Raw genomic sequence first — 20,605 nt, 5'->3', positions numbered from 1 at the left:
GGCCTTCTAAAAGGGCCCCCTGGCCCACAGGCGGTCCATCCCCACGTGCGTGGGGACTACAACTTGACCTTTACCATCGTCTTAACCCTTACCCGGTCCATCCCCACGTGCGTGGGGACTACCACCTCCCGGAGCCCTTCCCCGCCCCCCCAGCCGGTCCATCCCCACGTGCGTGGGGACTACACTATCAACGCCATTCGGCGCTCCTTCAACTCCGGTCCATCCCCACGTGCGTGGGGACTACTTCACTGCCCGCCGCATAGACCAGAAGGGGCGCGGTCCATCCCCACGTGCGTGGGGACTACTTCAAGGGCCAGTGGGAGCCCGAGGATGGCTACGGTCCATCCCCACGTGCGTGGGGACTACTCCTCCGTGGCCAGGACCGCCTGCTCGGCCAGCGGTCCATCCCCACGTGCGTGGGGACTACGAGCTCACCACGGGCTCGGATGTGAACATCCTCGGTCCATCCCCACGTGCGTGGGGACTACTAGGGCGGTGGAGGCCGACCCCGACCGCCTTCGGTCCATCCCCACGTGCGTGGGGACTACAACGAGTAGAGTACGCCATCTCTAGGTATCGCACGGTCCATCCCCACGTGCGTGGGGACTACGAGGGCATGCGGTCGGACACCGCCCTGCAAGCAGGTCCATCCCCACGTGCGTGGGGACTACCGAACATCGCCGGAAGTCGGCCGAGGCTTAGGCGGTCCATCCCCACGTGCGTGGGGACTACACATGACCCACACGGCAAAAACCCCCGCTGACCCCCCTCTATGTGTATGTAAAGGGAACCCGTCTAAGGATTGGCTGTCAAGATCCCCGCTGGGTGTGCGTCAACAAGGGGCTTGCGAACCCACCCAGCTCCCTGGCACCTCGAGGCCCACAGTCTACCCCACCCAGCCCCCTACACGTTGAACCCGAACATGCGCATCATGCGCTTGCCCTCCTCGGTCATCCGAGCAGGGGTCCAGGGAGGGGTCCAGACAAACTCCACATTCACCCCCTGTACCCCGGGAAGGCGCATCACCGCCATTTCCGCATCGGCCTTCACCATGTCCTGGGCCGGGCAACCGATGGCTGTAAGGGTCATGGTGAGGTCCACCACGCCGTTTTCGTGGATCTCCACGTCATAGACCAGGCCCAGGTCCACGATGTTGACGGGGATCTCGGGGTCATAGACCACCTTCAGGGCCTCGAGGACCTGCTCCTTGGTGGGCAAGCCCTCCCGCACCCCAGCAGGCCCCTCCCCCTCGGACCGGCTTTCCTCTCCTTTTGGCAGGGCTTCCTGGCGCTCGTCCATACCCCAAAGGATACCCCTCTCCCCATCCCTCTGCCTAGCCGAGCTCACCTTCCCCTGGATAAGAGGGCCCGGATGTGGCAGAATACCCTCGGTTGGGGAGTAGCCCCAAGGCCAGCCTTCCGTCAAGACGGGCGCGGACCCCGGGAGGCTGGGGGCGGAAAGCCCGGGCAAGACCACCGCACAAGGCGGTGGTCCCTTTTTTTGGAGGTGGTGGGATGGAAACCGGCGTGCTTTCGGTGATCCTGGTCCTCGTTGCCCTGGAGGTCATCCTCTCGGCGGACAACGCCCTAATCCTAGGAGTCTTGGTCCAGAAGCTTCCCGCCCACCTGAGGCGGAAAGCCCTTTTCTACGGCATCCTGGGCGCTTATGTGCTGCGGGGTCTCGCCCTCCTCTTCGCCGCCTGGGTGATCAAGCTTTGGTGGATTCAGGTCCTGGGGGCGGCCTACCTCCTCTACATTGCCCTGAAACACTTCCTAAAGTCCGAGGAAGCCCACGCCCCACCCCCCATGGAGGTGAGCGCCAGCCACTTCTGGAAGACCGTGGCCCAGGTGGAGGTCATGGACCTGGCCTTCGCCGTGGACTCGGTGCTGGTGGCCGTGGCCCTTTCGGATAAGCTTTGGGTCATCTACACCGGGGTCTTCTTGGGCATCCTAGCCCTTCGGATGCTGGCCAGCCTGGTGGTGAACCTCCTGGACCGCTACCCCCGGTTCAAGCACCTGGCCTACGTGGTGGTGGGGCTTGCGGGGGTGAAGCTTTTCATCGGAGGCTGGGACAAGCTGATGAAGGAAGCCCTCCATCGCCCCGAGCTGGCCGTGGGCCTAGATAAGGAGGCCTTTAGCCTCTTCATCCTGGGGGTGCTCCTCCTGGGGAGCCTCTGGGCTTTGCGGAAGCCGGCACCCCAAGCCTCTTAAGTAAGGATGAACGCCTCCTGGTCCCACCTGGTTCCCGCCCTCCTCCTCTTCCTAGAGGTGGGCTTTCCCTTCGGCCTCCTCGTCCCCGGGGGGGATACCCTCCTCTTGGCCCTGGGGGCCCTGGCCGGGGAGGGGAGGCTTGGCCTCTTCCCCCTTCTTCCCCTCCTCTTCCTGGGCAGCTACCTGGGTCACGGGGTGGGGTACGCCCTGGGCCGGGCCTTGGGGCCCAGGCTGCGGGCCCGTTTCCCCGAGGGGCTCATGAGGCGGACCGAAGGGCTTCTTTTCCGCTATGGCCCTTCCGCTCTCCTCCTTGCCCCCTTCGTGCCGGGGATGCGCACGGCGGTGCCCTTCCTGCTTGGGGCCCTAGGGTTTCCCCTCTTGCCCTACCTTCTCCTCGCCGGCCTGGGAAGCCTCCTCTGGACCCAGGGCTTGGTCCTTTTGGCCTTCTTCCTGGGAAAGGCGGTATCCCCCTGGATCCTCTGGCCTGCCCTTCTCCTTCTGGCCCTTTTGCCCCTCCTGCGCCGGAAGTTCAGGACGCCTAGGGCCTGAGGGGCCGAACCGGGGCCTAAACGTACTTCTCCCCCCGTACCACCCAGACGTTCTCCACATAGGCGATCACGGCGTAGTGGGGGAAGTAGGCCTCCTGCAGGCGGGCGAGGATCCTAAGGGCCACCTCCTCGGGAACAATGGTCTCCAGGCGGATGTTCTGCCCCTCCCAGTCCAGGCTCCGCATCCCCCGGGAACCCTCCCCCCTGGCGGGCACAAGGGTGTACCCCTTGGCCCCCAGGCGCTTCACCTCCTCCACCAGCTTCTTTTCCAAGACGCTTTCCGCCACGATGGTCACCAGTTTCAAGGGCACCAGGTCCATGCTCACCCTCCCATCCCTTGGGCCAAGGCGTGGTAGATGGGGATGCCCAGAACCAGGTTAAAGGGAAAGGTCACCGCCAGGCTTGCCGCCAGGTATAGGCTGGGGTTGGCCTCGGGCAGGGCGATGCGCACCGCGGCAGGAGCAGCGATGTAGCTGGCGCTGGCGGCCATGGCCCCCAAGACGGTGGCCCCGCCTACGGAAAACCCCACCAGGTGGCCCAGGTAAACCCCCACGGCCCCGTGCAGAAGGGGCAGGAGGGTTCCGTAGAGCACCAGGCGGAAGCCCACCTGGCCTAAAGTGGCGAACCTCGAGGCCGCCACCATCCCCAGGTCCAGGAGGAAAAGGGTAAGGACCCCATAAAAGGGATCCACGAAAAAGGGCTTTACGCGCTCCATCCCCACCTCCCCGGAAAGGGCCCCGATGAGAAGCCCCCCCACCAGGAGGACCACGCTTCTCCCGGTGAGGACCTCCTGGAAGGCCTCGCCCAGGTTCCCACCCCCCCGCTTGGCCAAAAGCAGGGCCACCACGATGCCCGGCACCTCCAAGAGGGCCACCAGGGTGGGCAAGAACCCCTCGGGCCTGTGGCCCACCCCTTGGACAAAGGTGAGGGCCGCCAGAAAGGTCACCGCGGAGACCGAGCCGTAATGGGCGGCCAAGGCCCCGGCGTCCACCCGGCCCAGGGACAGAAGACGGCGGGCCAGGAAATAGCTGGAAAGGGGCCGCAAAAGCCCCAGGCCCAGGGTGGCCAAGGCAGGGAGGAGCAAGGTGGTCACGGGGGTTTTGGAAAGCTCCACCCCCCCTTTGAAGCCGATGGCGAAGAGCAGGTAGATGGATAGGGCCGTGTACAGGGCCTCGGGAAAGGCCAGGTCGCTCTTGAGAAGGCGGGCCAAAACCCCCAGGGCAAAGGCCAAGACCATGGGGGAAAGGAGGTTGAGCCGAAGGAGCTCCAAGGCATCCATGGCCCGCCTTTTACCATGGGCGGGATAGCTTGGTACAATCCGGTACGATGCGGCCTTTGGTGGGCGTTATCATGGGCTCCAAGTCGGATTGGGAAACCCTCCGCCATGCGGCGGAAACCCTGGAGGCCCTAGGGGTTCCCTATGAGGTGCGCGTGGTCTCCGCCCACCGCACCCCGGACCTCATGGCGGAGTACGCCAAGACCGCCAAGGCGCGGGGCCTCATGGTCATCATCGCCGGGGCTGGGGGCGCAGCCCACCTCCCGGGGATGACCGCCGCCCACACCCCCTTGCCCGTGCTGGGGGTGCCGGTGGAGAGCCAGGCCCTAAAGGGCCTAGACTCCCTCCTTTCCATCGTGCAGATGCCCGCGGGCATCCCCGTGGGCACCCTGGCCATCGGAAGGGCGGGGGCGGTGAATGCCGCCCTCCTGGCCGCCAGCATCGTGGGGCTTTCCCATCCCCAGGTGATGGCGCGCCTCGAGGCCTACCGGAAGGCCCAGACCGAGGCCGTCCTGGCCCACCCCGACCCCAGGGAGGAAAAGGGCCCCGAAGGGGCTAGGTTGGCTAGGGAGGAGGGATGAGGCTGGGCATCCTGGGCGGGGGCCAGCTGGGGAGGATGCTGGCCCTGGCGGGCTACCCCCTGGGCCTTGCCTTCCGCTTCCTGGACCCCTCCCCCGAGGCCTGCGCAGGGCAGGTGGGGGAGCTGGTGGCGGGAGACTACCTGGACGGGGAGGCCCTCGCCCGCTTCGCCGAGGGGCTGGACCTGGTCACCTACGAGTTTGAGAACGTGCCCGTGGAGGCGGCCCAGAGGCTTGCGGAAAGGCTTCCCGTCTTCCCGCCCCCTAAGGCCCTGGAGATCGCCCAGGACCGGCTGGCGGAAAAGGCCTTTATGCAAAGCCTGGGGGTACCCACCCCTCCCTTCCGCAAGGTGGACACCCTGGAAGAGCTCAGGGAAGGCCTGGAGGCCCTGGGCCTCCCCGCCCTCCTCAAGGCCCGCCGGGGGGGGTACGACGGCAAGGGGCAGGCCCTGGTGCGCTCGCGGGAGGAGGCGGAAAGGGCCTTCGCCCAGCTGGGGGGAAAGGGCCTCATCCTGGAGGGCTTCGTCCCCTTTGACCGGGAGCTCTCCATGCTGGCGGTGCGCGGCCTCAGGGGCGAGGTGGCCTTCTACCCCCTGGTGGAAAACCGCCACCGGGGGGGCATCCTGCGCCTTTCCCTGGCCCCGGCCCCGGGGCTTTCCCCAAGGCTCCAGGAGAAGGCCGTGGGCTACGCCAGGAGGGCCCTCGAGGCCCTAGGGTACGTGGGCGTCTTGGCCCTGGAGCTCTTCCAGGTGGGGGAGGAGCTCCTCTTCAACGAGATGGCCCCCCGGGTGCACAACTCCGGCCACTGGACGATAGAAGGGGCGGAGACGAGCCAGTTTGAGAACCACCTCCGGGCCCTCCTCGGCCTCCCCTTGGGCTCCACCGCCCCCAGGGGCTATAGCGCCATGGCCAACCTCATCGGGGTAGAACCGGACTTCGCCCAGGTCCTCGCCCTTCCCGGGGCCCACCTGCACTGGTACGGCAAGGGGGTGCGCCCAGGGCGCAAGGTGGGGCATATCACCCTGCGGCGGGACACCTGGGAGGACCTCGCCCAGGACCTTCCCCACCTTCTCGCCTTGGCCCAGGCCCTCGAGCCGGTATAATCCCCCTGTTCCCTGCGGGAGCGGTAAGGAGGCAAGTTATGGACCGGAACGCTCGGCTCAAAGAGGTGGTGCGCGCGGCCAAGGAACACCCCGTCTACCGGGAAAAGTTCAAGGGGGTCCATCCGGAGGAGGTCACCCTGGAAAACCTGGGGGAGCTTCCCCTCACCACCCGCGAGGAATGGGTGGCCTACCTCAAGGAAAACCCCAGGCCCCCGGCAGGGGCAAGCCTCATGCACCTCACCCCAAGCCCCCTCATGGGCTGGATGCCCGAGTACCTCTCCCAGGAGGATCTCCGTTACCAGACCGAGGCCCTGGCCGAGCACTACCGCCGCCTGGGCCTCACCGGGAAACGGGTGCTGGTGGCCTTCAGCTACCACGTCTTCGCCGGGGGGTGGCTCTTCCACCAAGCCCTTTGGCGCGCCGGCAACCTGGTCTTCCCCCACGGGCCAGGGGAGGCCAGCCGCATCGCCGAGATCGGACGGGCCTACGGCTTTGACGTGCTGGTCACCAACCCCTCCTTCGCCCTCAAGGTGGGGCAGGCGGGGGGACGGTTCCCCCTCCTCCTGGCGGGGGGGGAGCCCTTCACCTCCGTCCCCGGCTTCCGGGAAAGGGTGGAGGCCGCCCTGGGGGGCGTGGCCCTGGACGCCTACGGCACCAGCGAGCTGGGCATCGTGGCCGGGGAGCGGAGGGAAAAGGACGGGCTCTGGGAGATCCCCGAGATGGCGGTCCTGGAGGTCCTGGACCCGGAGACCTTGAAGCCCGTCCCCGACGGGGAAAAGGGGGAGCTGGTGGTGACGGCCCTAAGCCGCACCCTCATGCCCATGGTGCGCTTCCGCACCGGGGATCTCGCCATCGCCGAGAGGCGGGAAGGGCTCACCGTTTTGCCCAGAGGGGTCTTTGGCCGGACGGACCAGATGGTGAAGGTGAAGGGGGTGAAGCTCTACCCCACGGAGCTGGCCCCCATCCTGGGGGGTTTCGGCCTGGACCCCAGGGGCTTCCAAGTGGTGCTGGAAAGGAAGCTGGAGGGCACCGACAAGCTGGTCCTCCGCCTCAAGGCGGAAAAGGTGCCCCCGGGCCTCATGGAGGCCATCCAGAGGGCCACGGGCTTGAAGGTGGACGAGGTGGAGCTGGTGGGCGAGCTGGAGGGCGGCCTGGTGGTGGACCGGCGCTTCTAAACCCCGTCGTAGCCCAGGCCACGAGGCGGCCCCCAGAAGGACCTCGGGCACCGCCCTTCTTCATTGCGGCAACCTCCAGGGGCGACCCCCAGGGGGTCCCAGGAAGGCCATGGGCGTCCTCGTGGGGCCCCTTGTTATATTCTTCTCATAACCCCCGGGTATACTTCCCCCAAAGCAACGGGGCCCTTGCGCTATAGTAAGGGCAAACCCTGTGCCTTTTTGGAAGGAGGCAAGATGCGGTTTTTCGTGGTGGGCGACGTTTCCGTGGACCTGCTCTTCTTCGTGGAGCGCATACCGGAGCCGGGGGAGGAGGTTCCTTCCCGCCGCGCCCTGATGAAACCAGGGGGGGCCGGGGCCACCCTGGCGGTGCAGCTTTCCAGCCTGGGCCACCGGGTCTACCTGGCGGGCCGGGTGGGGCGGGATCCCTTCGCCGAGCTGGCCCTTTCCCGGGTGCGGGAGGTGGGGGTGGACTGCAAACACCTGCAGGAGGACCCCGAGCACACCACCAGCTCCGTGCTGATCCTCTTGGTGCCCGGGGGGGAAAGGGCCATGGTGAGCGCCGAGGGAGCCAGCCGTTACCTGGACCCTTCCCTCTTCAAGCCCCGTTTCCTGGACCAGGCGGACGCCGTGGTCCTCTCCGCCTACGCCCTGGTGGGAGGGCCCAGCCGCAGCTATGCGGTGGAGGTCCTCGAGGCCGCCCGGAAACGGGAGATGCCCATCTTCGCCGACCTGGGAACGGGGGCGGTTCGGGCGGCGGGCAAGGAACTCTTACGGTACCTGAGGGGGGTAACCTGGCTCCTCATGAACCAGAACGAGCTCCTGGCCCTGACGGAGGCCTCCTCCCTTTCCGCGGGGGTGGCCCGCCTCCGGGAAGAGGGGTTCCACCACCTGGCCATCAAGGTGGGGGCCATGGGGTCCATCGTGGTCACCCCGGAAGGGGAGGAGCTCCTGGAGCCCTTCCCCGTGGAGGACATCGTGGACTCCACGGGGGCCGGGGACGCCTACACCGCCGCCTTCGCCCACGCCATCATGAGCGGGAAAAGCCCCGTGGAGGCGGGGAGGCTGGCCAACCTGGCCGGGGCCCTGGCCGCCACCGCCATCGGCGCCCAAGGCAGGCTCCTCCGGCTAGAGGACCTGGAAGTAGCGGCGAGCTAGGGCCAAAAAGGCCAGGCCCGCCCGGCCGCTTTTCTCCGGGTGGAACTGCGGGGCGAGAAGGTTTCCCCTGGCCAACAAGGCGGTGAAGGGGGTGCCCTCGTACTCCCCCTGGCCCAGGGAGTAGGGGGTCAGGGGGCCATAGTAGGAGTTGGCGAAGTAGAAGTGGCGCCCCGAGACCTCCTGAAAAGCCCCCGCAAAGCGCACCCGGTTCCACCCCATCTGGGGGACCCGGCCCCGGGGAAAGCGCCGCACCACCCCTTCCACCAGGCCCAGGCCCCTAACCCCGGGGGCCTCCTCGCTTTCCCGGTACAGGACCTGCATGCCCACGCAGATGCCCAGGAAAGGCAGGCCCCTTTCCAGGTGGGCCAGGACCCGGTCCACGAAGCCGCTCCCCTGGAAGGCCCCCATCACCTGGCCAAAGTGGCCCTGCCCCGGGAGGACCAGGAGGTCCGCCTCCGGGTGGGCCCTGGGGTCGGCGGAGACCCAGACGGCAAAGCCCGCCGCCTCGAGGGCCTTGGCCGCACTCCGGAGGTTCCCCGAGCCGTAGTCGATGAGGAGCGCCTTCATGCCCTAAAGCACCCCCTTGGTGCTGGGAAGCCCCTCCCCGGTGAGGCGGGTGGCCCGGTGCAGGGCCCGGGCCAGGGCCTTAAAGCTGGCCTCCAGCACGTGGTGGGCCTCCCTGCCGGAAAGGAGCCGGAGGTGCAGGGTGAGGCGGCCGTGGTTGACAAACCCCCTGAGAAACTCCCGGAGGTGGTAGTGGTTCACCCCCCCCGCCTCCCCCACCACGGGCCACGCCTCCGGGCGGTACTCCAGGTGGGGGCGGCCCGAGAGGTCCAGGACGCAAAGCACCAGGGTCTCGTCCATGGGGGCGAAGGCCTCGGCATAGCGCTCCACCCCCTTCCCCTCCCCCAAAGCCTCCCTCAAGGCCTGGCCCAGGGTGATGCCCACATCCTCCACCAGGTGGTGCACGTCCACCTCCAGGTCCCCCTTGGCCTCCACCTCCAGGAGGAAGCGCCCGTGCCGCTGAAGCTGCAAAAGCATGTGGTCCAGGAAGGGAAGGCCCGTGGCGATCCCACCCCCCAGGGGCCCGTCCAAGCCCAGGCGCACCCGCACCCAGGTTTCCGCCGTGGCCCGCTCCACCGTGGCCTCACGCATACGCCACCTCAAAGGCCGCCTTCAAGAAGGCGTCCATCTCCTCCTTGAGGCCCACCGTGACCCGAATGCACCCCGAAAGGCCAGGGTAGTGGTCCTGCCGGCGCACCAGGACCCCCTGGGCCAGGAGGTGGCGGAAGGCCTCTCCGGCATCCGGGGTGCGCACCAGGAGGAAGTTGGTGTGGCTCCTGTAGGGCCGCCAGGTGGGATGGGAAAGAAGCCTCCCATAAACCCGCTCCCTTTCAGCCCGCACCGTTTCCACCACCTCCTGGACATACCCCGGGTTCTCCAGGACCACCTCCAGGACCACCCCGGTGTGGGCGGGCAGGACGAAGGGGGGAAGCACCTCCCGCACCACCTGGGCCACCTCGGGAGCCGCAAGCAGGTACCCGGCCCGGATGCCCCCCAGGGAATAGGCCTTGGAGAAGGTGCGCAGGAGAGCCACATGGGGGTTTCCCCGGCCCAGGTGGCGGAGGTCGGTGCCGGCGAACTCCCGGTAGGCCTCGTCCACCACCAAAAGCCCCCCCACCTCCTTGGCCCTCTCGGCCAGGGCCTGGAGGGCCTCCTCGGGGAAAAGGGCCCCCGTGGGGGCATGGGGGTTGGGCAGGAAGAAGACCCCGCCTTGGAAGAGGGCCAAGGCCTCCTCGAGGGGCAGGGAAAACCCCTCCCCCAGGGCCATGGCCCGGTAAGGGGTCCCCGCCATCCGGGCGGCATGGGCGTAATGGGGGAAGGTGGGGCTTAAGTCCAGGACCTCCTCCGCCGCCAGGCTCAAGGCCAGGATGAGGAGGTTGGACCCCGGGGCCAGGACGATGCCCTCCTCAGGCCAGTCCAGAAGGGAGGCCAGCCTCTTGCGCAGGCTTTCCGCGTGGATATCCGGGTAGCGGTTCCAGGGAAGCCGGGCCAGGCGCCTGAGAGCCTCCTCCTTCAGGGAAGGGGGCAGGTCAAAGGGGCTTTCGTTCTGGTCCAGCTTCACCGGGGCCTCCACCTTCTTGTAGGGGTAAGGGGCCAGGCCCCAAAGGTGCGCCTTAAAGGCCCGCATACCCTGGAGTATAGCCCGAAGCCGACAAGCTAAAGGGGTAAACCAAGCCAAGGACCAAGTACCCCACCTGGCAACCACCCGGCTCCCCTGGAGGGGTGGTGAGCCCCCTTGGGCGAAACCCCCGCCTTGCCCGGACCCCAAGGGGGGATTAGGGGCGGAAGTGGTCGTACCCCCTTCGGGGCAGGGGCTCGCCCCGGAGGAAGACCCCCTCCCCCTCCCCCACCCGCCCCGCGCGGAAGAGGGGTAGGCCCACGGCTTCCGCCCGGGCCAGCACCTGGGCCTCGCCCTCAGGAGGCACCACCAGGACGGCCTCAAACTCCTCCCCCCCATAGAGGACGAGGTCCCGGGCCGCCCTCTCACTCCCGGCGAAGGCCAGGACGTCGGGGTAGAGGGGAAGGCCTTCCAGCTCCACCCGCACCCCCAGCTCCGCCAACTGCCAAAGGGTTTCCGCCAGGCCGTCCGAGGAGTCCAGGCTGCCTCGGAGAAGCCCCTTGAGGCTTAGGAGCTCCAGCCGGGGCAGGGGGTAGAAGGCCGCCTCCCGGATCCTGGGGTAGGCCCCCAAGTCCCTACCCTGGTAGTGGGCCTGGATGGCCGCCCCCGTCCTACCCCAACGCTCCCCCGCCAGGTAAACGAGGTCCCCGGGCAAGGCCCGGCGGGGGAGGGGGGCTTCCGCCCGGGCGAAGCCGGCAACGGTGAGGGCCACCTCGCTTCCGGCGTTGGTGTCGCCCCCGAGGAGGAAGGCCCCAAGCCGACCCGCCGCCTCCGCCGCCCCCTCCACCAGGCCCAGGGCGAAGGCCTCCTCCAGGTCCGGGGGCAGGAAGAGCCCCAGGGTAAACCCCAAGGGCCTGCCCATTTTGGCGATGAGGTCTGAGGCCGTGGCCGCCACGCCCCTAAAGCCCACCTCAAAGGGCCCCATCCCCGAGAGGGCCACCTCCCGGTAGAGGAAGCCGTCCGTCTTCAAAAGCCAAGCCACCCCCTCCACCCAAACCCCCCCGGCGTCATCCCCCGGGGGCAAGGGGGCACCCGAGGGGTAGCCGATGGGGGCCAGCTTCCCAAGAAGCGCCCGCTCTCCCAAGTCTCTAAGCCGCATAGGCCCAGGCTACGGTATCATGGCGGGGTGTGCCGGGTTGACCTTTGCCTAAGGCCTGCCCCCGGACCCGTGGTGCTGGTGGAGGTCCTCCCCGCGGGAAGCCTCCTCACCCAGCTCCTGGCCCAGGGGGCCTTGGAAGCCTGGGTGGCCCCTGGGCCCAAGGTGGCCCGCCTCCTGGCCCAGGAGCTGGGCAACGACACCCTTTTGCTGGGGGAAGCGGAGGGCTTCCCCCTGGAGGGCTTCCACGGCCGCCTCTCCCTGGTGGAGCTGGAAGGCCAGGACCTTAGGGGAAAGCGGGCCATCCTGGTGGCCCCCCTCCTGAACGCAAGCCTCCTTCCCGGGGAAGAGGAGGCCTACCTGGTGGGCTTCCGCAACGCCAAGGCCGCCTTGGAGAGGCTTCGCGCCCTTCAGGGGCTGGTCCTGCGCCCCGCCGGGGCTCCCGAACCCCTGCTCTCCGCGGTGGTGGCGGCGGGGTTTTTGCAGAGGAAGCTTTGCCCAAAGGCGCCCTTGGGCCTCGCCTCCGCCCTGCTCAAAGCCTTCCCCGACCCCCAGGAGGCCCTCTTCCAAAGCCCGGAGGGCCAGGCCCTCCACAAGGAGGGGCGCACGGAGGAGCTGGCCCGTGCCAGCCTCATCGGGGTGGACCCGGTGGTGCCCAGGCTGGCCGGGGTGCGCTTCTTCCCCAAGGGGGAGTTCGGCCTGACCCAGGACCGCTACGCCCAGAGGTTTGTGGCATGGAACGGGTAGAACTCCTGGGCCTTCCCCTGGACCCTGTGGGGATGGAGGAGGCCTTGGCCCGGATCCGGGGCTTCCTGGAGGGGGAGGGCACCCGCCAGGTGGTCACCCTGAACCCGGAGATCGCCGTGCGGGCCCAGGAGGACCCCGCCCTTAGGCAGGCCATCCTCGAGGCGGAGCTCATCACCCCGGACGGGATCGGCATCCTCTGGGCCGCCAAAAGGCTCCTCGGCCTGGACCTCAAGGAGCGGGTCACGGGGGTAGACCTCACCCTGGCCCTATTCCGGCGCTTCCCCGGGATCCGGGTCTACCTCCTCGGGGGAAGGCCTGGGGTAGCCGAGCGGGCGGCGGCCGAGGCCAGGCGGCTCGGGGCCGAGGTGGTGGGTTTCCATCACGGCTACTTCCAGGAGGAGGAAGGGGTGGTGGAGGAGATCCGGCAAAAGGCCCCCGACCTCCTCCTGGTGGGCATGGGGGAAAGGCAAGAGACCTTCATCCACCGGCACAAAACCCACCTGGGGGCCAAGGTGGCCATGGGGGTGGGGGGCACCCTGGACGTCCTGGCCGGCGAGGCTAAGCGCCCCCCGGCCTGGGCGCAACGCCTTGGCCTGGAGTGGCTCCTCCGGGTGGGCCTGGACCCAAGGCGGTGGAAAAGGGCCCCCAGGCTCCTCCGCTTCGCCCTCATGGTCCTTAGGGAAAAGCGCTAAAATGCGCCCATGGTGACCCCAAGGCGCTTCCTGGCCCTGTCCCTCCTCCTGGGGCTCAGCCTGGCCCAGGGGCTGGTCCTGCCCTTTGAAGGTCCCCAGGGCTTCCGCCTGGCCCAGGCCTTCGCGGAGGGGCTTCAGGCGCCTCCCCCCACCCTCCTGGCCCTCCTCCTGCCCGACCTGCCCTGGCAACGGGGCTACGACCTGGCTGGCGGGCTTTACACCCGGGCCGGGGCCCGCCTGGCCCAGGCGGCCACCGGGGCGGACTGGGTTCTCCTGGGCAGGGAGGAGGAAAGGGGCCTGCGGGTTTTCCTGGCCCGAAGGGATGGGGTCAAGGAGGGGCTTTTCGCCACCCCAAGCCTCGCCTGGGTTTGGCTCCAAGGGGAGGGCCTGGCCCAGAGGTTCAGCCCCCTACCCCGCCCCGCCCTTTCGGAGGAGGCGCTTAGGGCCCTAGCCCAAGGGCAAAACCCCGACCCCCTGCACCAATCCGCCCTGGACCTCAAGGAGGGGCGGGGCGCTGGGCTCTTGCAGGGGGTTTTGCCGGAAAGGCTCCTTCTCCTTTGGCAAGGAAGGCTTCCCCCAGCCTACCAGGCCCTGTCGCTCCTATCCCAGGGAAAGCGGGAAGAGGCGCTTAGGCAGGCGGAAAGCCTACTCCAGGGGGACGTCCTGGAAAAAACAGCCGCCCACCTGGTGCTTAGGGCCCTCGAGGACCCGCGCTGGCAGGAGTCGGCCCGCAGCCTGGCCCAGGCCTTCCCCGAGCTCCCCCTGGCCTGGGAGGAGGTGAGCTTCGCCGCCTTCGCCGAGGGGAAGGGGGAGGAGGCCAGGGATGCCCTCCTGAAGGCCCTCAGGCTCCGGCCGGATTCCTGGCTTTACTGGACCAACCTGGGCTGGGCCTACTACCTTGCGGGGGACCTCCCCAGGGCCATCCTGGCCTCGGAGCGGGCGGTGGACCTCCTTCCCAACGCCACCGCCTACTACAACCTGGGCCTCTTCAAGGCCATCTACGGGGACTTCCTGGGGGCCAAGGCCGCCTATCAGCGGGCCCTCAGGCTGGACGAGGGGGAGGACTTCCCCGAGGCCCTAAAGGACCTGGAGGGGCGAAGCGAGCTCCTGGCCCTCTTCTTCCGGGCCTATGTGGCGGAACGGGCAGGGCTTCCGGCCAAGGGGCTTTACCAAGCCTTTCTGGAGACCCACCCCCGGCATCCCCTGGCCCAGGCGGCGAGGAGGGCCCTGGACCGGGAAGAAGGGGGGTTGGCTTTGGAGGTGAAGAAGCTTGCCCTGATCCCCGGGGACCTGGAGGCCAGGCCCTTCCGCGCCGGGGAAGCGGTCTTCCCCGAGGTGAAGCTCACGGGAAGCCCCTACCTTCCCCGGCACGAGCTGCAAACCCTCCTTTACAAGGAAGGCGCCCTGGTGGCCCAGGAGAAGAAGCCCTTGGGCTTCCCTCCCCTCACCGCCGCCCTGGAGGAGGTGGCCCCCGCCGTGACCCTGCCCGAGCCGGGGCGGTACGCCCTGGAGGTGCGCTACGGGGAGGCCCAGGTGGTGATCCCCTTGGAGGTGGGGCCCGAGAGCCTGGCCCGGAGGCTTTATGCCCTGGGCCTCGAGGTGCGGGACCTGGACGGGAGCCTTCTCCTGAACCCCAAGGAGGCCCTGGGTCCTGACGGGGAGCGGCTCCTCCTGGAGAGGACCCTGGAGGCCCTAAAGCAGGCCGCCCCCTTGGCCACGGGTAGCCGCTTCACCACCCCCCTCACCCAAGGGCCCTACGCGGGGAAAAGCGTGCAGGACCTCCTGCAAAACCCCACCCTGGAGATGGTGGAGGCCTTCTTTAAAGCGGTGCTGGAAGCCCCGGAACTTCTGGCCGATAACGATGTGGTGAACGCCCTGGTGAGCTGGCTCCTTCAGAACCCGTAACCATGACCATCGCCTGTTCCTCGGTGCTGGTGCCAGGCCCCAAGGACTACCCCCTTTACCACGACTCCACCAATACCCAGGTGCTCTCCGCGGTGGCCACCATCCACGCAACCCCCTTGCCCCTAGGCTTGGCCCAGCCCGCCCGGGTGGTGGTGTCCCCCCAGAGCCTGCATCCCCTCTTGAACCCAGGCTCGGCCACCGGCTACTAGAGGGCACAAAGCAAAAACCTCCCGCCCAGGCGGGAGGTTTTTTGGTGGAGCCGACGGGACTCGAACCCGTGACCTCCTGAGTGCGATTCAGGCGCGCTCCCAGCTGCGCCACGGCCCCACGCGCCCTATATGGTAGCCGGGGGCCTTGGCCTTGTCTAGTCCCCTTCCTTAAGCCGCACCTCCACCCGGCCCTTCTTGTCCTTCACGGACAGCTTGGCCTTGGCCTTGCCCTTTTTGTACTCCGCCTTCCACTCGCCCTTCTTCACCTCGTACTTCACCCGCACCCAGCCTCGGCGGCGAAGGTCCTCGTCGTGGTGGCGGAAGATGGCCTCCGCCTGGGCATAGCGGTAAACCACCACGAGCCCTTGGGGTTCTGGAAAGCGCTCCACCACCACCGCCTGGGGAAAGAGGCTAAAGGAGAGGCTGGCGGTGAGGCGAAGCTCCAGGGAAGGGGCGGGGCTGGCCTCGAGGGCCCAGGCCAGAAGCAGCAAGGGGAGCATCCCCAGGATCCCGCGCATGCCCCCTAGCCTAACCCCCTTTTCCCCCCAGCCCCTGAGGGTAGCCTAAAGTACACTTGAACCATGGACGAAGTTTGGCGGAAGCTCTCCGAACCCTTCCCCCCCGGCGAGGTGCAGTGGCGCATCGAAGCCCTAAGCCGGGACCGGAAGCGGGCCCTGGTGGTGCCCTACGTGGACGCCCGCACCGTCTTGGACCGCCTGGACCGGGTGGTGGGCCCCGAGGGCTGGCAGGACACCTACGAGGTGCTGGCGGACGCCGAGCGCACGGTGAAGGACGAGCGCGGGGAACGGCGGGAACGCCTGGTGGAGGTGAAGTGCCGCCTCACGGTCCTCGAGGTGACCAAGGAGGACGTGGGGGAAGGGGACTCCCTGAAGGCCGCCTTCTCCGACGCCTTGAAAAGGGCCGCGGTGAAGTTTGGGGTGGGCCGGTACCTCTACCGCCTCGAGAAGCAGTGGGTGGACTACGACCCGGAAAAGGGGCGCTTCACCCCCCCCAAGCTGCCCGAGGGGGAAGGCCCGGAGGCCACCCCCCCGGAGGAGGAGAAGCCCGAGGCCCACCGCCTCATTGACCAGCTGCTGGAGCGCCTTAGGGAAAAGGGCCTGGGCAAGGAGGCGGCCAAGATCGTCACCAAGTACGGGGGTTACGGCAAGACCCCCGAGGAGACCAAGCGGCTTTACGGGGAGCTCAGGGCCCTGCTCAAGGGATGAGGATCATCGCCATCGGGGACCTCCACGGCAACTTCCCCGCCCTCTGGCGCATCTTGAAGGCGGAGGGGTTGGCCGACCCCGGCCTTAGGCCCACGGGGGAACTGGTATCGGGAAGGACCCACCTGGTCCTCCTGGGGGACCTGGTCCACCCCAAGACCCCAGGGGCCTACGAGCGCCTCACGGGGCTTAGCCCCTTCAACCCCCAGGACCCCAACCACCTGCGCCTGGCGGCGGGGGCCCAGATCCGGGAACTCTACCGGATCAAGGCCTTCCAGGAAGCCGCCAAAGGACAGGTCACCATCCTGCTGGGCAACCACGAGGAGGCGGTGCTCAAAGGCTACCCCATCCTGGGCAACCGCCACCTGAAGCACCTGGAGTTCCACCCCGAGCACGGGGGGCGCCCCCTTCCCGAGGCCCTGAAGACCTGGATGGCGGGCTTTCCCCGGGAGGTGGTCTTCCATGGGGTACACTTCGCCCACGTGGGCCCCGTGCCCTGGCTCCAGGAATACGATGAGCTCTTCTACGCCCAAAGCGAGCCCAAGACCTGGTGGTTCCGCACCCCCGACTACGTGGAGCGCATGGGCTACCGCTTTGGCGTCTACGGCCATGTGCCCCTGAAGGAAGGGATCCTCCTTAAGGAGCGATTTGCCCTCATTGACGCCCTGGACCTGGGGGAGTACCTGGAGATCTTCCCAGAAGAAGAGCCCTTGCGCCCCCGGGTAAAACGCCTGAACCATGCTTAGGGACTTGCTTTCCCCCAAAGGGGTGCGGGAGCTGCTCAAGCGCCATGGGCACTTCGCCGACAAGCGCTTTGGGCAAAACTTCCTCGTCTCCGAGGCCCACCTGAGGCGCATTGTGGAGGCGGCCAAACCCTTCACCGGGCCCGTCTACGAGGTGGGGCCTGGCCTTGGGGTCCTGACCCGGGCCCTGGCGGAGGCGGGGGCACAGGTTACGGCCATTGAAAAGGACCTGCGGCTAAAGGCCGTGCTGGAGGAAACCCTAGAGGGCCTGCCGGTGACCTTGGTCTTTGCCGATGCCCTCGAGTTCCCGTGGGAAGAGGTACCGCAAGGAAGCCTCCTGGTGGCCAACCTCCCCTACAACATCGCCACCCCCCTCATCACCCGCCTTCTGCAAAGCGGCCGCTTCGCCCGCCTGGTCTTCCTGGTGCAAAAGGAGGTGGCGGAACGCATGGTGGCCCGGCCCAACACCCCCGCCTACGGCCTCCTCTCCCTACGGGTGGCCTACCACGCCCAGGCGGAAAAGCTCTTTGACCTCCCCCCCGGGGCCTTCTTCCCTCCTCCCAAGGTGCAAAGCAGCCTCGTGCGCCTCTTTCCCCGAAAGGTACCCGACGACCCCAGGCTTTTCCGGCTTCTGGAGGCCGCCTTCGCCCAGCGGCGCAAGACCCTGAAAAACGCCCTTTCCGCCGCAGGGTTTCCCAAGGCGAAGGTGGAAGAGGCCCTAAGGAGCCTGGGCCTCCCCCCGGAGGTCCGGGCGGAAGCCTTAGACCTGGAGCAGTTTCAACGGCTCAAGGAGGTTCTTTACACCGCGGTGTAGGAGTCTCCCGACCGATAAGCAAAAGCCCTACACCGATGAGCCGCCCCCGTGGTGTAGCCTGGCCCATTTGTCCTGGAGGTGGGGTGATAAGATGGGCGGGAAATGAGGAGGGGGCTTGGGGGTTTTGGGCTTCCTCCTCGTGACAAGATGCACGAAAGGAGGGGACCTTGGCGCCAATAGCGGAGTACGTGAACATCCTGATCTATCTGGGAGTGGCCCTCTTCATCGGGACGGCAGCCCTGGTGGTGGGGGCCCTCCTGGGTCCCAAGAAACCGGGGAAGGCCAAGCTGATGCCCTACGAGTCGGGGAATGACCCCGCGGGGGAGGTCAGGCGCTTTCCCGTGCACTTCTACGTGGTGGCCATGCTCTTCATCCTCTTTGACGTGGAGGTGGCCTTCCTGTGGCCCTATGCGGTGAGCGCAGGCACCCTGGGCCTTTACGGCTTCTTGGGCGTGGCGGGCTTCACCCTGCTCCTTTTCGTGGGCTTCCTTTACGAGTGGTGGAAGGGGGTGATGCGGTGGCACTGAAGGACCTGTTTGAGCGGGACGTGCAGGAGTTGGAGCGGGAGGGCATCCTCTTCACCACCTTGGAGAAGCTGGTGGCTTGGGGCCGCTCCAACAGCCTCTGGCCCGCCACCTTTGGCCTGGCCTGCTGCGCCATTGAGATGATGGCCTCCACCGATGCCCGAAACGACCTGGCCCGTTTCGGAAGCGAGGTCTTCCGGGCAAGCCCCCGCCAGGCGGACGTGATGATCGTGGCGGGAAGGCTTTCCAAGAAGATGGCCCCGGTGATGCGCCGGGTCTGGGAGCAGATGCCCGACCCCAAGTGGGTGATCTCCATGGGCGCCTGCGCCAGCTCGGGGGGGATGTTCAACAACTACGCCATCGTGCAGAACGTGGACTCGGTGGTGCCGGTGGACGTCTATGTGCCCGGTTGCCCGCCGCGCCCCGAGGCCCTCATCTACGCGGTGATGCAGCTGCAGAAGAAGGTGCGGGGCCAGGCGGTGAACGAGCGGGGGGAGAAGCTTCCCCCGGTGGCCGCCTGGCGGCGGACGAGGGGGTGAAGCGTGCGGCTTCAGGTGGTTTTAGAGGAGGCCCGGACCAAGGGCTACGCCGTGGAGGACAACGGGCTCGGGAACCTGTGGGTGGTGGTGCCCCGGGAGGCCTTCAAGGAGGAAATGGCCCACTACAAGGCCCTGGGGTTCAACTACCTGGCGGACATCGTGGGCCTAGACTACCTGGAGTTCCCGGACCCCAAGCCCGAGCGCTTCGCCGTGGTCTACGAGCTCGTCTCCATGCCGGGGTGGGGCGACGGGGACGGGAGCCGCTTCTTCGTGCGGGTTTATGTGCCGGAGAAGGACCCCAGGCTCCCCACGGTGACCGACCTTTGGGGGAGCGCGGGCTTCCTGGAGCGGGAGGTCTACGATCTATTCGGCATCGTCTTTGAGGGGCATCCGGACCTCAGGAAGATCCTGACCCCGGAGGACCTCGAGGGCCACCCCTTGCGCAAGGACTTCCCCTTGGGGGAAACCCCCACCCTCTTCCGCGAGGGGAGGTTCATCGTGCCAAGCGAGTTCCGGGCCGCCCTCACCGGCAAGAACCCCGGCCCCACCTGGTACCGGGGGGGGAGCCGCAAGGGGTACCGGGCCCTTTGGGCCGATCTCACCAAGGCCAAGGGAGAAAAGGGCCCCAGCAGGGGCTAGGTTGGCTAGGGAGGCTAAATGAAGGACTACTTGGACCTGGACCTAGAGGTGGCGGAGGAGCCTAAGGAGCTCCGCACCGAGGTGATGACCCTCAACGTGGGCCCCCAGCACCCCTCCACCCACGGGGTCTTGCGGGTGGTGGTGACCCTCTCCGGCGAAGAGGTCCTGGACCTGGTGCCCCACATCGGCTACCTCCACACGGGCTTTGAGAAGAACATGGAGAACCGGACGTATACGCAGGTGATCACGTATACGCCCCGGATGGACTACCTCCACTCCTTCGCCCACGACCTGGCCTACGCCCTGGCGGTGGAGAAGCTGGTGGGGGCCGTGGTGCCGCCTCGAGCCCAGACCATCCGCATCATCCTGAACGAGCTCTCCCGCCTGGCCAGCCACCTGGTCTTCCTGGGGACCGGGCTTTTGGACCTGGGGGCCCTCACCCCCTTCTTCTACGCCTTCCGCGAGCGGGAGGCCATCCTGGACCTCTTTGAGTGGGTTACGGGCCAGCGTTTCCACCACAACTACATCCGCATCGGCGGGGTCAAGGAGGACCTTCCCGAGGAGTTCGTGCCCGAGCTGAAGAAGCTCTTGCAGGTCCTGCCCCACCGCATCGACGAGTACGAGGCCCTCTTTGCGGAAAGCCCCATCTTCTACGAACGGGCCCGGGGGGTGGGGGTGATCCCCCCTGAGGTGGCCATCGGGCTGGGCCTCACCGGGGGCTCCTTGCGGGCCAGCGGGGTGAACTACGACGTGCGCAAGGCCTATCCCTATGGGGGCTACGAGACCTACCGGTTTGACGTGCCCCTGGGGGAGCACGGGGACGTGTTTGACCGGATGCTCATCCGCATCCGGGAGATGCGGGAGTCGGTGAAGATCATCCAGCAGGCCCTGGAGAGGCTGGAGCCGGGGCCGGTGCGGGACCCCAACCCCCAGATCACCCCGCCCCCCAGGCACCTCCTGGAGACCTCCATGGAGGCGGTCATCTACCACTTCAAGCACTACACCGAGGGCTTCCATCCCCCCAAGGGCGAGGTCTACGTGCCCACGGAATCCGCCAGGGGCGAACTGGGGTACTACATCGTCTCCGACGGGGGGAGCATGCCCTACCGGGTCAAGGTGCGGGCCCCCAGCTTCGTGAACCTGCAAAGCCTCCCCTACGCCTGCAAGGGGGAGCAGGTGGCCGACATGGTGGCCATCATCGCCAGCCTAGACCCGGTGATGGGCGACGTGGACCGATAGGAGGGAAG

25 protein-coding genes, 1 tRNA gene and 1 CRISPR repeat array (1 of these 27 cut by a window edge) are annotated in these 20,605 nt (G+C 67.5%); of the genes, 17 read left to right on the top strand and 9 right to left on the bottom strand.

Annotation, left to right across the window (positions count from 1 at the left end; translation table 11 throughout):
* A CRISPR array of direct repeats spans positions 1-732; the repeat unit is 29 nt; unit sequence CGGTCCATCCCCACGTGCGTGGGGACTAC; it reaches 214 nt to the left of the window's first position.
* Between the two features lie 171 nt (positions 733-903).
* Entirely contained in the window at positions 904-1,299 is a 396-nt protein-coding gene (locus BS74_RS03245) for a metal-sulfur cluster assembly factor (RefSeq protein ID WP_245606072.1), read from the bottom strand.
* 215 nt (positions 1,300-1,514) lie between these two features.
* Here BS74_RS03245 and BS74_RS03240 point away from each other — a divergent pair, with 215 nt between their 5' ends.
* On the top strand, positions 1,515-2,210 hold the full coding sequence (locus tag BS74_RS03240) for a TerC family protein (RefSeq protein ID WP_038056016.1): 696 nt from the start codon (positions 1,515-1,517) through the stop codon (positions 2,208-2,210).
* Between the two features lie 6 nt (positions 2,211-2,216).
* Positions 2,217-2,759: a DedA family protein gene (locus tag BS74_RS03235; RefSeq protein WP_038056014.1), complete on the top strand. Its 543-nt coding sequence runs from the start codon at positions 2,217-2,219 to the stop codon at positions 2,757-2,759.
* 16 nt (positions 2,760-2,775) lie between these two features.
* Here the strand turns inward: BS74_RS03235 and BS74_RS03230 are convergent, their stop codons facing one another.
* A complete protein-coding gene (locus BS74_RS03230; RefSeq protein ID WP_038056013.1) occupies positions 2,776-3,078 on the bottom strand; it encodes a P-II family nitrogen regulator in 303 nt (100 codons plus the stop codon).
* A 2-nt stretch (positions 3,079-3,080) separates the two neighbouring features.
* Positions 3,081-4,037 (bottom strand): sodium-dependent bicarbonate transport family permease, encoded by a 957-nt coding sequence (locus tag BS74_RS03225; RefSeq protein ID WP_038056011.1) that lies wholly within the window; start codon positions 4,035-4,037, stop codon positions 3,081-3,083.
* 47 nt (positions 4,038-4,084) lie between these two features.
* On the opposite strand from BS74_RS03225, the gene purE reads away from it, so the two are divergent.
* From purE to BS74_RS03205, 4 genes are all read left to right on the top strand, one after another.
* Positions 4,085-4,615, top strand: coding sequence for a 5-(carboxyamino)imidazole ribonucleotide mutase (gene purE / locus BS74_RS03220; protein ID WP_051946738.1), 531 nt, complete (start codon positions 4,085-4,087; stop codon positions 4,613-4,615).
* The gene (locus BS74_RS03215; protein WP_038056010.1) at positions 4,612-5,715 is read left to right on the top strand and encodes a 5-(carboxyamino)imidazole ribonucleotide synthase; all 1,104 of its coding nucleotides are present in this window, start codon (positions 4,612-4,614) and stop codon (positions 5,713-5,715) included. The genes purE and BS74_RS03215 overlap by 4 nt, the downstream gene beginning before the upstream one ends.
* 38 nt (positions 5,716-5,753) lie before the next feature.
* Positions 5,754-6,890 carry a phenylacetate--CoA ligase family protein gene (locus tag BS74_RS03210; RefSeq protein WP_038056006.1) on the top strand — a complete coding sequence of 379 codons (1,137 nt, stop codon included), beginning with the start codon at positions 5,754-5,756 and terminating at the stop codon, positions 6,888-6,890.
* Positions 6,891-7,124: 234 nt separating this feature from the next.
* A complete protein-coding gene (locus tag BS74_RS03205) occupies positions 7,125-8,045 on the top strand; it encodes a carbohydrate kinase family protein (protein WP_038056004.1) in 921 nt (306 codons plus the stop codon).
* Here the strand turns inward: BS74_RS03205 and hisH are convergent.
* From hisH to BS74_RS03185, 4 genes are all read right to left on the bottom strand, one after another.
* The gene (gene hisH, locus BS74_RS03200; RefSeq protein WP_038056003.1) at positions 8,016-8,612 is read right to left on the bottom strand and encodes an imidazole glycerol phosphate synthase subunit HisH; all 597 of its coding nucleotides are present in this window, start codon (positions 8,610-8,612) and stop codon (positions 8,016-8,018) included. The two genes, BS74_RS03205 and hisH, sit on opposite strands and share 30 nt — an antisense overlap.
* Before the next feature lie 3 nt (positions 8,613-8,615).
* Positions 8,616-9,200 carry an imidazoleglycerol-phosphate dehydratase HisB gene (gene hisB / locus BS74_RS03195; protein ID WP_038056001.1) on the bottom strand — a complete coding sequence of 195 codons (585 nt, stop codon included), beginning with the start codon at positions 9,198-9,200 and terminating at the stop codon, positions 8,616-8,618.
* Positions 9,193-10,236: a pyridoxal phosphate-dependent aminotransferase gene (locus BS74_RS03190; RefSeq protein WP_038055999.1), complete on the bottom strand. Its 1,044-nt coding sequence runs from the start codon at positions 10,234-10,236 to the stop codon at positions 9,193-9,195. The genes hisB and BS74_RS03190 overlap by 8 nt, the downstream gene beginning before the upstream one ends.
* A 148-nt stretch (positions 10,237-10,384) precedes the next feature.
* On the bottom strand, positions 10,385-11,326 hold the full coding sequence (locus BS74_RS03185) for a thiamine-phosphate kinase (protein WP_038055997.1): 942 nt from the start codon (positions 11,324-11,326) through the stop codon (positions 10,385-10,387).
* A gap of 27 nt (positions 11,327-11,353) precedes the next feature.
* Here BS74_RS03185 and BS74_RS03180 point away from each other — a divergent pair, with 27 nt between their 5' ends.
* From BS74_RS03180 to BS74_RS03165, 4 genes are read left to right on the top strand one after another with little or no spacing between them, the layout of a single operon-like run.
* Positions 11,354-12,070 (top strand): 2-phosphosulfolactate phosphatase, encoded by a 717-nt coding sequence (locus tag BS74_RS03180; RefSeq protein ID WP_038055994.1) that lies wholly within the window; start codon positions 11,354-11,356, stop codon positions 12,068-12,070.
* Entirely contained in the window at positions 12,058-12,762 is a 705-nt protein-coding gene (locus BS74_RS03175) for a WecB/TagA/CpsF family glycosyltransferase (RefSeq protein WP_038055991.1), read from the top strand. Before BS74_RS03180 ends, BS74_RS03175 begins: the two co-directional genes overlap by 13 nt.
* Positions 12,763-12,771: 9 nt before the next feature.
* Complete coding sequence (locus tag BS74_RS03170) at positions 12,772-14,667, top strand: tetratricopeptide repeat protein (RefSeq protein WP_038055988.1); 1,896 nt, start codon at positions 12,772-12,774, stop codon at positions 14,665-14,667.
* A 2-nt stretch (positions 14,668-14,669) separates the two neighbouring features.
* Complete coding sequence (locus BS74_RS03165; protein WP_245606071.1) at positions 14,670-14,876, top strand: hypothetical protein; 207 nt, start codon at positions 14,670-14,672, stop codon at positions 14,874-14,876.
* Positions 14,877-14,918: 42 nt separating this feature from the next.
* Here BS74_RS03165 and BS74_RS03160 read toward each other — a convergent pair.
* Together BS74_RS03160 and BS74_RS03155 are read right to left on the bottom strand one after the other, a co-directional pair.
* Positions 14,919-14,994 (bottom strand) — tRNA-Ala (locus tag BS74_RS03160).
* Positions 14,995-15,031: 37 nt separating this feature from the next.
* Positions 15,032-15,394 (bottom strand): hypothetical protein, encoded by a 363-nt coding sequence (locus tag BS74_RS03155; protein ID WP_038055985.1) that lies wholly within the window; start codon positions 15,392-15,394, stop codon positions 15,032-15,034.
* A 63-nt stretch (positions 15,395-15,457) separates the two neighbouring features.
* On the opposite strand from BS74_RS03155, the gene BS74_RS03150 reads away from it, so the two are divergent.
* From BS74_RS03150 to nuoD, 7 genes are all read left to right on the top strand, one after another.
* Complete coding sequence (locus BS74_RS03150; RefSeq protein WP_038055982.1) at positions 15,458-16,102, top strand: Rad52/Rad22 family DNA repair protein; 645 nt, start codon at positions 15,458-15,460, stop codon at positions 16,100-16,102.
* The gene (locus tag BS74_RS03145; protein ID WP_038055977.1) at positions 16,099-16,845 is read left to right on the top strand and encodes a metallophosphoesterase; all 747 of its coding nucleotides are present in this window, start codon (positions 16,099-16,101) and stop codon (positions 16,843-16,845) included. Before BS74_RS03150 ends, BS74_RS03145 begins: the two co-directional genes overlap by 4 nt.
* On the top strand, positions 16,838-17,656 hold the full coding sequence (rsmA, locus tag BS74_RS03140) for a 16S rRNA (adenine(1518)-N(6)/adenine(1519)-N(6))-dimethyltransferase RsmA (protein WP_038055974.1): 819 nt from the start codon (positions 16,838-16,840) through the stop codon (positions 17,654-17,656). Before BS74_RS03145 ends, rsmA begins: the two co-directional genes overlap by 8 nt.
* A gap of 167 nt (positions 17,657-17,823) precedes the next feature.
* Positions 17,824-18,183: an NADH-quinone oxidoreductase subunit A gene (locus BS74_RS03135; RefSeq protein WP_038055971.1), complete on the top strand. Its 360-nt coding sequence runs from the start codon at positions 17,824-17,826 to the stop codon at positions 18,181-18,183.
* Positions 18,174-18,719, top strand: a complete 546-nt coding sequence (locus BS74_RS03130) for a NuoB/complex I 20 kDa subunit family protein (RefSeq protein ID WP_038055966.1) — start codon at positions 18,174-18,176, stop codon at positions 18,717-18,719. Before BS74_RS03135 ends, BS74_RS03130 begins: the two co-directional genes overlap by 10 nt.
* A gap of 3 nt (positions 18,720-18,722) precedes the next feature.
* On the top strand, positions 18,723-19,358 hold the full coding sequence (locus tag BS74_RS03125; RefSeq protein ID WP_038055965.1) for an NADH-quinone oxidoreductase subunit C: 636 nt from the start codon (positions 18,723-18,725) through the stop codon (positions 19,356-19,358).
* Positions 19,359-19,376: 18 nt separating this feature from the next.
* Positions 19,377-20,597, top strand: coding sequence for an NADH dehydrogenase (quinone) subunit D (nuoD, locus tag BS74_RS03120; protein WP_038055964.1), 1,221 nt, complete (start codon positions 19,377-19,379; stop codon positions 20,595-20,597).
* Positions 20,598-20,605 lie beyond the last annotated feature (8 nt).

Origin of the sequence: Thermus amyloliquefaciens (assembly GCF_000744885.1) — a bacterium.
GTDB classification, from domain to species: domain Bacteria; phylum Deinococcota; class Deinococci; order Deinococcales; family Thermaceae; genus Thermus; species Thermus amyloliquefaciens.
Note: the sequence above shows the minus strand (reverse complement) of the source record. Positions and strands in the feature narration are given on the sequence as shown.

Coding starts and splice junctions, on each gene's coding strand:
- hisH (WP_038056003.1), bottom strand. CDS start 8,612: ATGAAGGCGCTCCTCATCGACTACGGCTCGGGGAACCTCCGGAGTGCG.
- BS74_RS03230 (WP_038056013.1), bottom strand. CDS start 3,078: ATGGACCTGGTGCCCTTGAAACTGGTGACCATCGTGGCGGAAAGCGTC.
- nuoD (WP_038055964.1), top strand. CDS start 19,377: ATGAAGGACTACTTGGACCTGGACCTAGAGGTGGCGGAGGAGCCTAAG.
- BS74_RS03225 (WP_038056011.1), bottom strand. CDS start 4,037: ATGGATGCCTTGGAGCTCCTTCGGCTCAACCTCCTTTCCCCCATGGTC.
- BS74_RS03175 (WP_038055991.1), top strand. CDS start 12,058: ATGGAACGGGTAGAACTCCTGGGCCTTCCCCTGGACCCTGTGGGGATG.
- purE (WP_051946738.1), top strand. CDS start 4,085: ATGCGGCCTTTGGTGGGCGTTATCATGGGCTCCAAGTCGGATTGGGAA.
- BS74_RS03235 (WP_038056014.1), top strand. CDS start 2,217: ATGAACGCCTCCTGGTCCCACCTGGTTCCCGCCCTCCTCCTCTTCCTA.
- BS74_RS03165 (WP_245606071.1), top strand. CDS start 14,670: ATGACCATCGCCTGTTCCTCGGTGCTGGTGCCAGGCCCCAAGGACTAC.
- BS74_RS03240 (WP_038056016.1), top strand. CDS start 1,515: ATGGAAACCGGCGTGCTTTCGGTGATCCTGGTCCTCGTTGCCCTGGAG.
- hisB (WP_038056001.1), bottom strand. CDS start 9,200: ATGCGTGAGGCCACGGTGGAGCGGGCCACGGCGGAAACCTGGGTGCGG.
- BS74_RS03145 (WP_038055977.1), top strand. CDS start 16,099: ATGAGGATCATCGCCATCGGGGACCTCCACGGCAACTTCCCCGCCCTC.
- BS74_RS03245 (WP_245606072.1), bottom strand. CDS start 1,299: ATGGACGAGCGCCAGGAAGCCCTGCCAAAAGGAGAGGAAAGCCGGTCC.
- BS74_RS03210 (WP_038056006.1), top strand. CDS start 5,754: ATGGACCGGAACGCTCGGCTCAAAGAGGTGGTGCGCGCGGCCAAGGAA.
- rsmA (WP_038055974.1), top strand. CDS start 16,838: ATGCTTAGGGACTTGCTTTCCCCCAAAGGGGTGCGGGAGCTGCTCAAG.
- BS74_RS03150 (WP_038055982.1), top strand. CDS start 15,458: ATGGACGAAGTTTGGCGGAAGCTCTCCGAACCCTTCCCCCCCGGCGAG.
- BS74_RS03205 (WP_038056004.1), top strand. CDS start 7,125: ATGCGGTTTTTCGTGGTGGGCGACGTTTCCGTGGACCTGCTCTTCTTC.
- BS74_RS03155 (WP_038055985.1), bottom strand. CDS start 15,394: ATGCGCGGGATCCTGGGGATGCTCCCCTTGCTGCTTCTGGCCTGGGCC.
- BS74_RS03190 (WP_038055999.1), bottom strand. CDS start 10,236: ATGCGGGCCTTTAAGGCGCACCTTTGGGGCCTGGCCCCTTACCCCTAC.
- BS74_RS03185 (WP_038055997.1), bottom strand. CDS start 11,326: ATGCGGCTTAGAGACTTGGGAGAGCGGGCGCTTCTTGGGAAGCTGGCC.
- BS74_RS03215 (WP_038056010.1), top strand. CDS start 4,612: ATGAGGCTGGGCATCCTGGGCGGGGGCCAGCTGGGGAGGATGCTGGCC.
- BS74_RS03170 (WP_038055988.1), top strand. CDS start 12,772: ATGGTGACCCCAAGGCGCTTCCTGGCCCTGTCCCTCCTCCTGGGGCTC.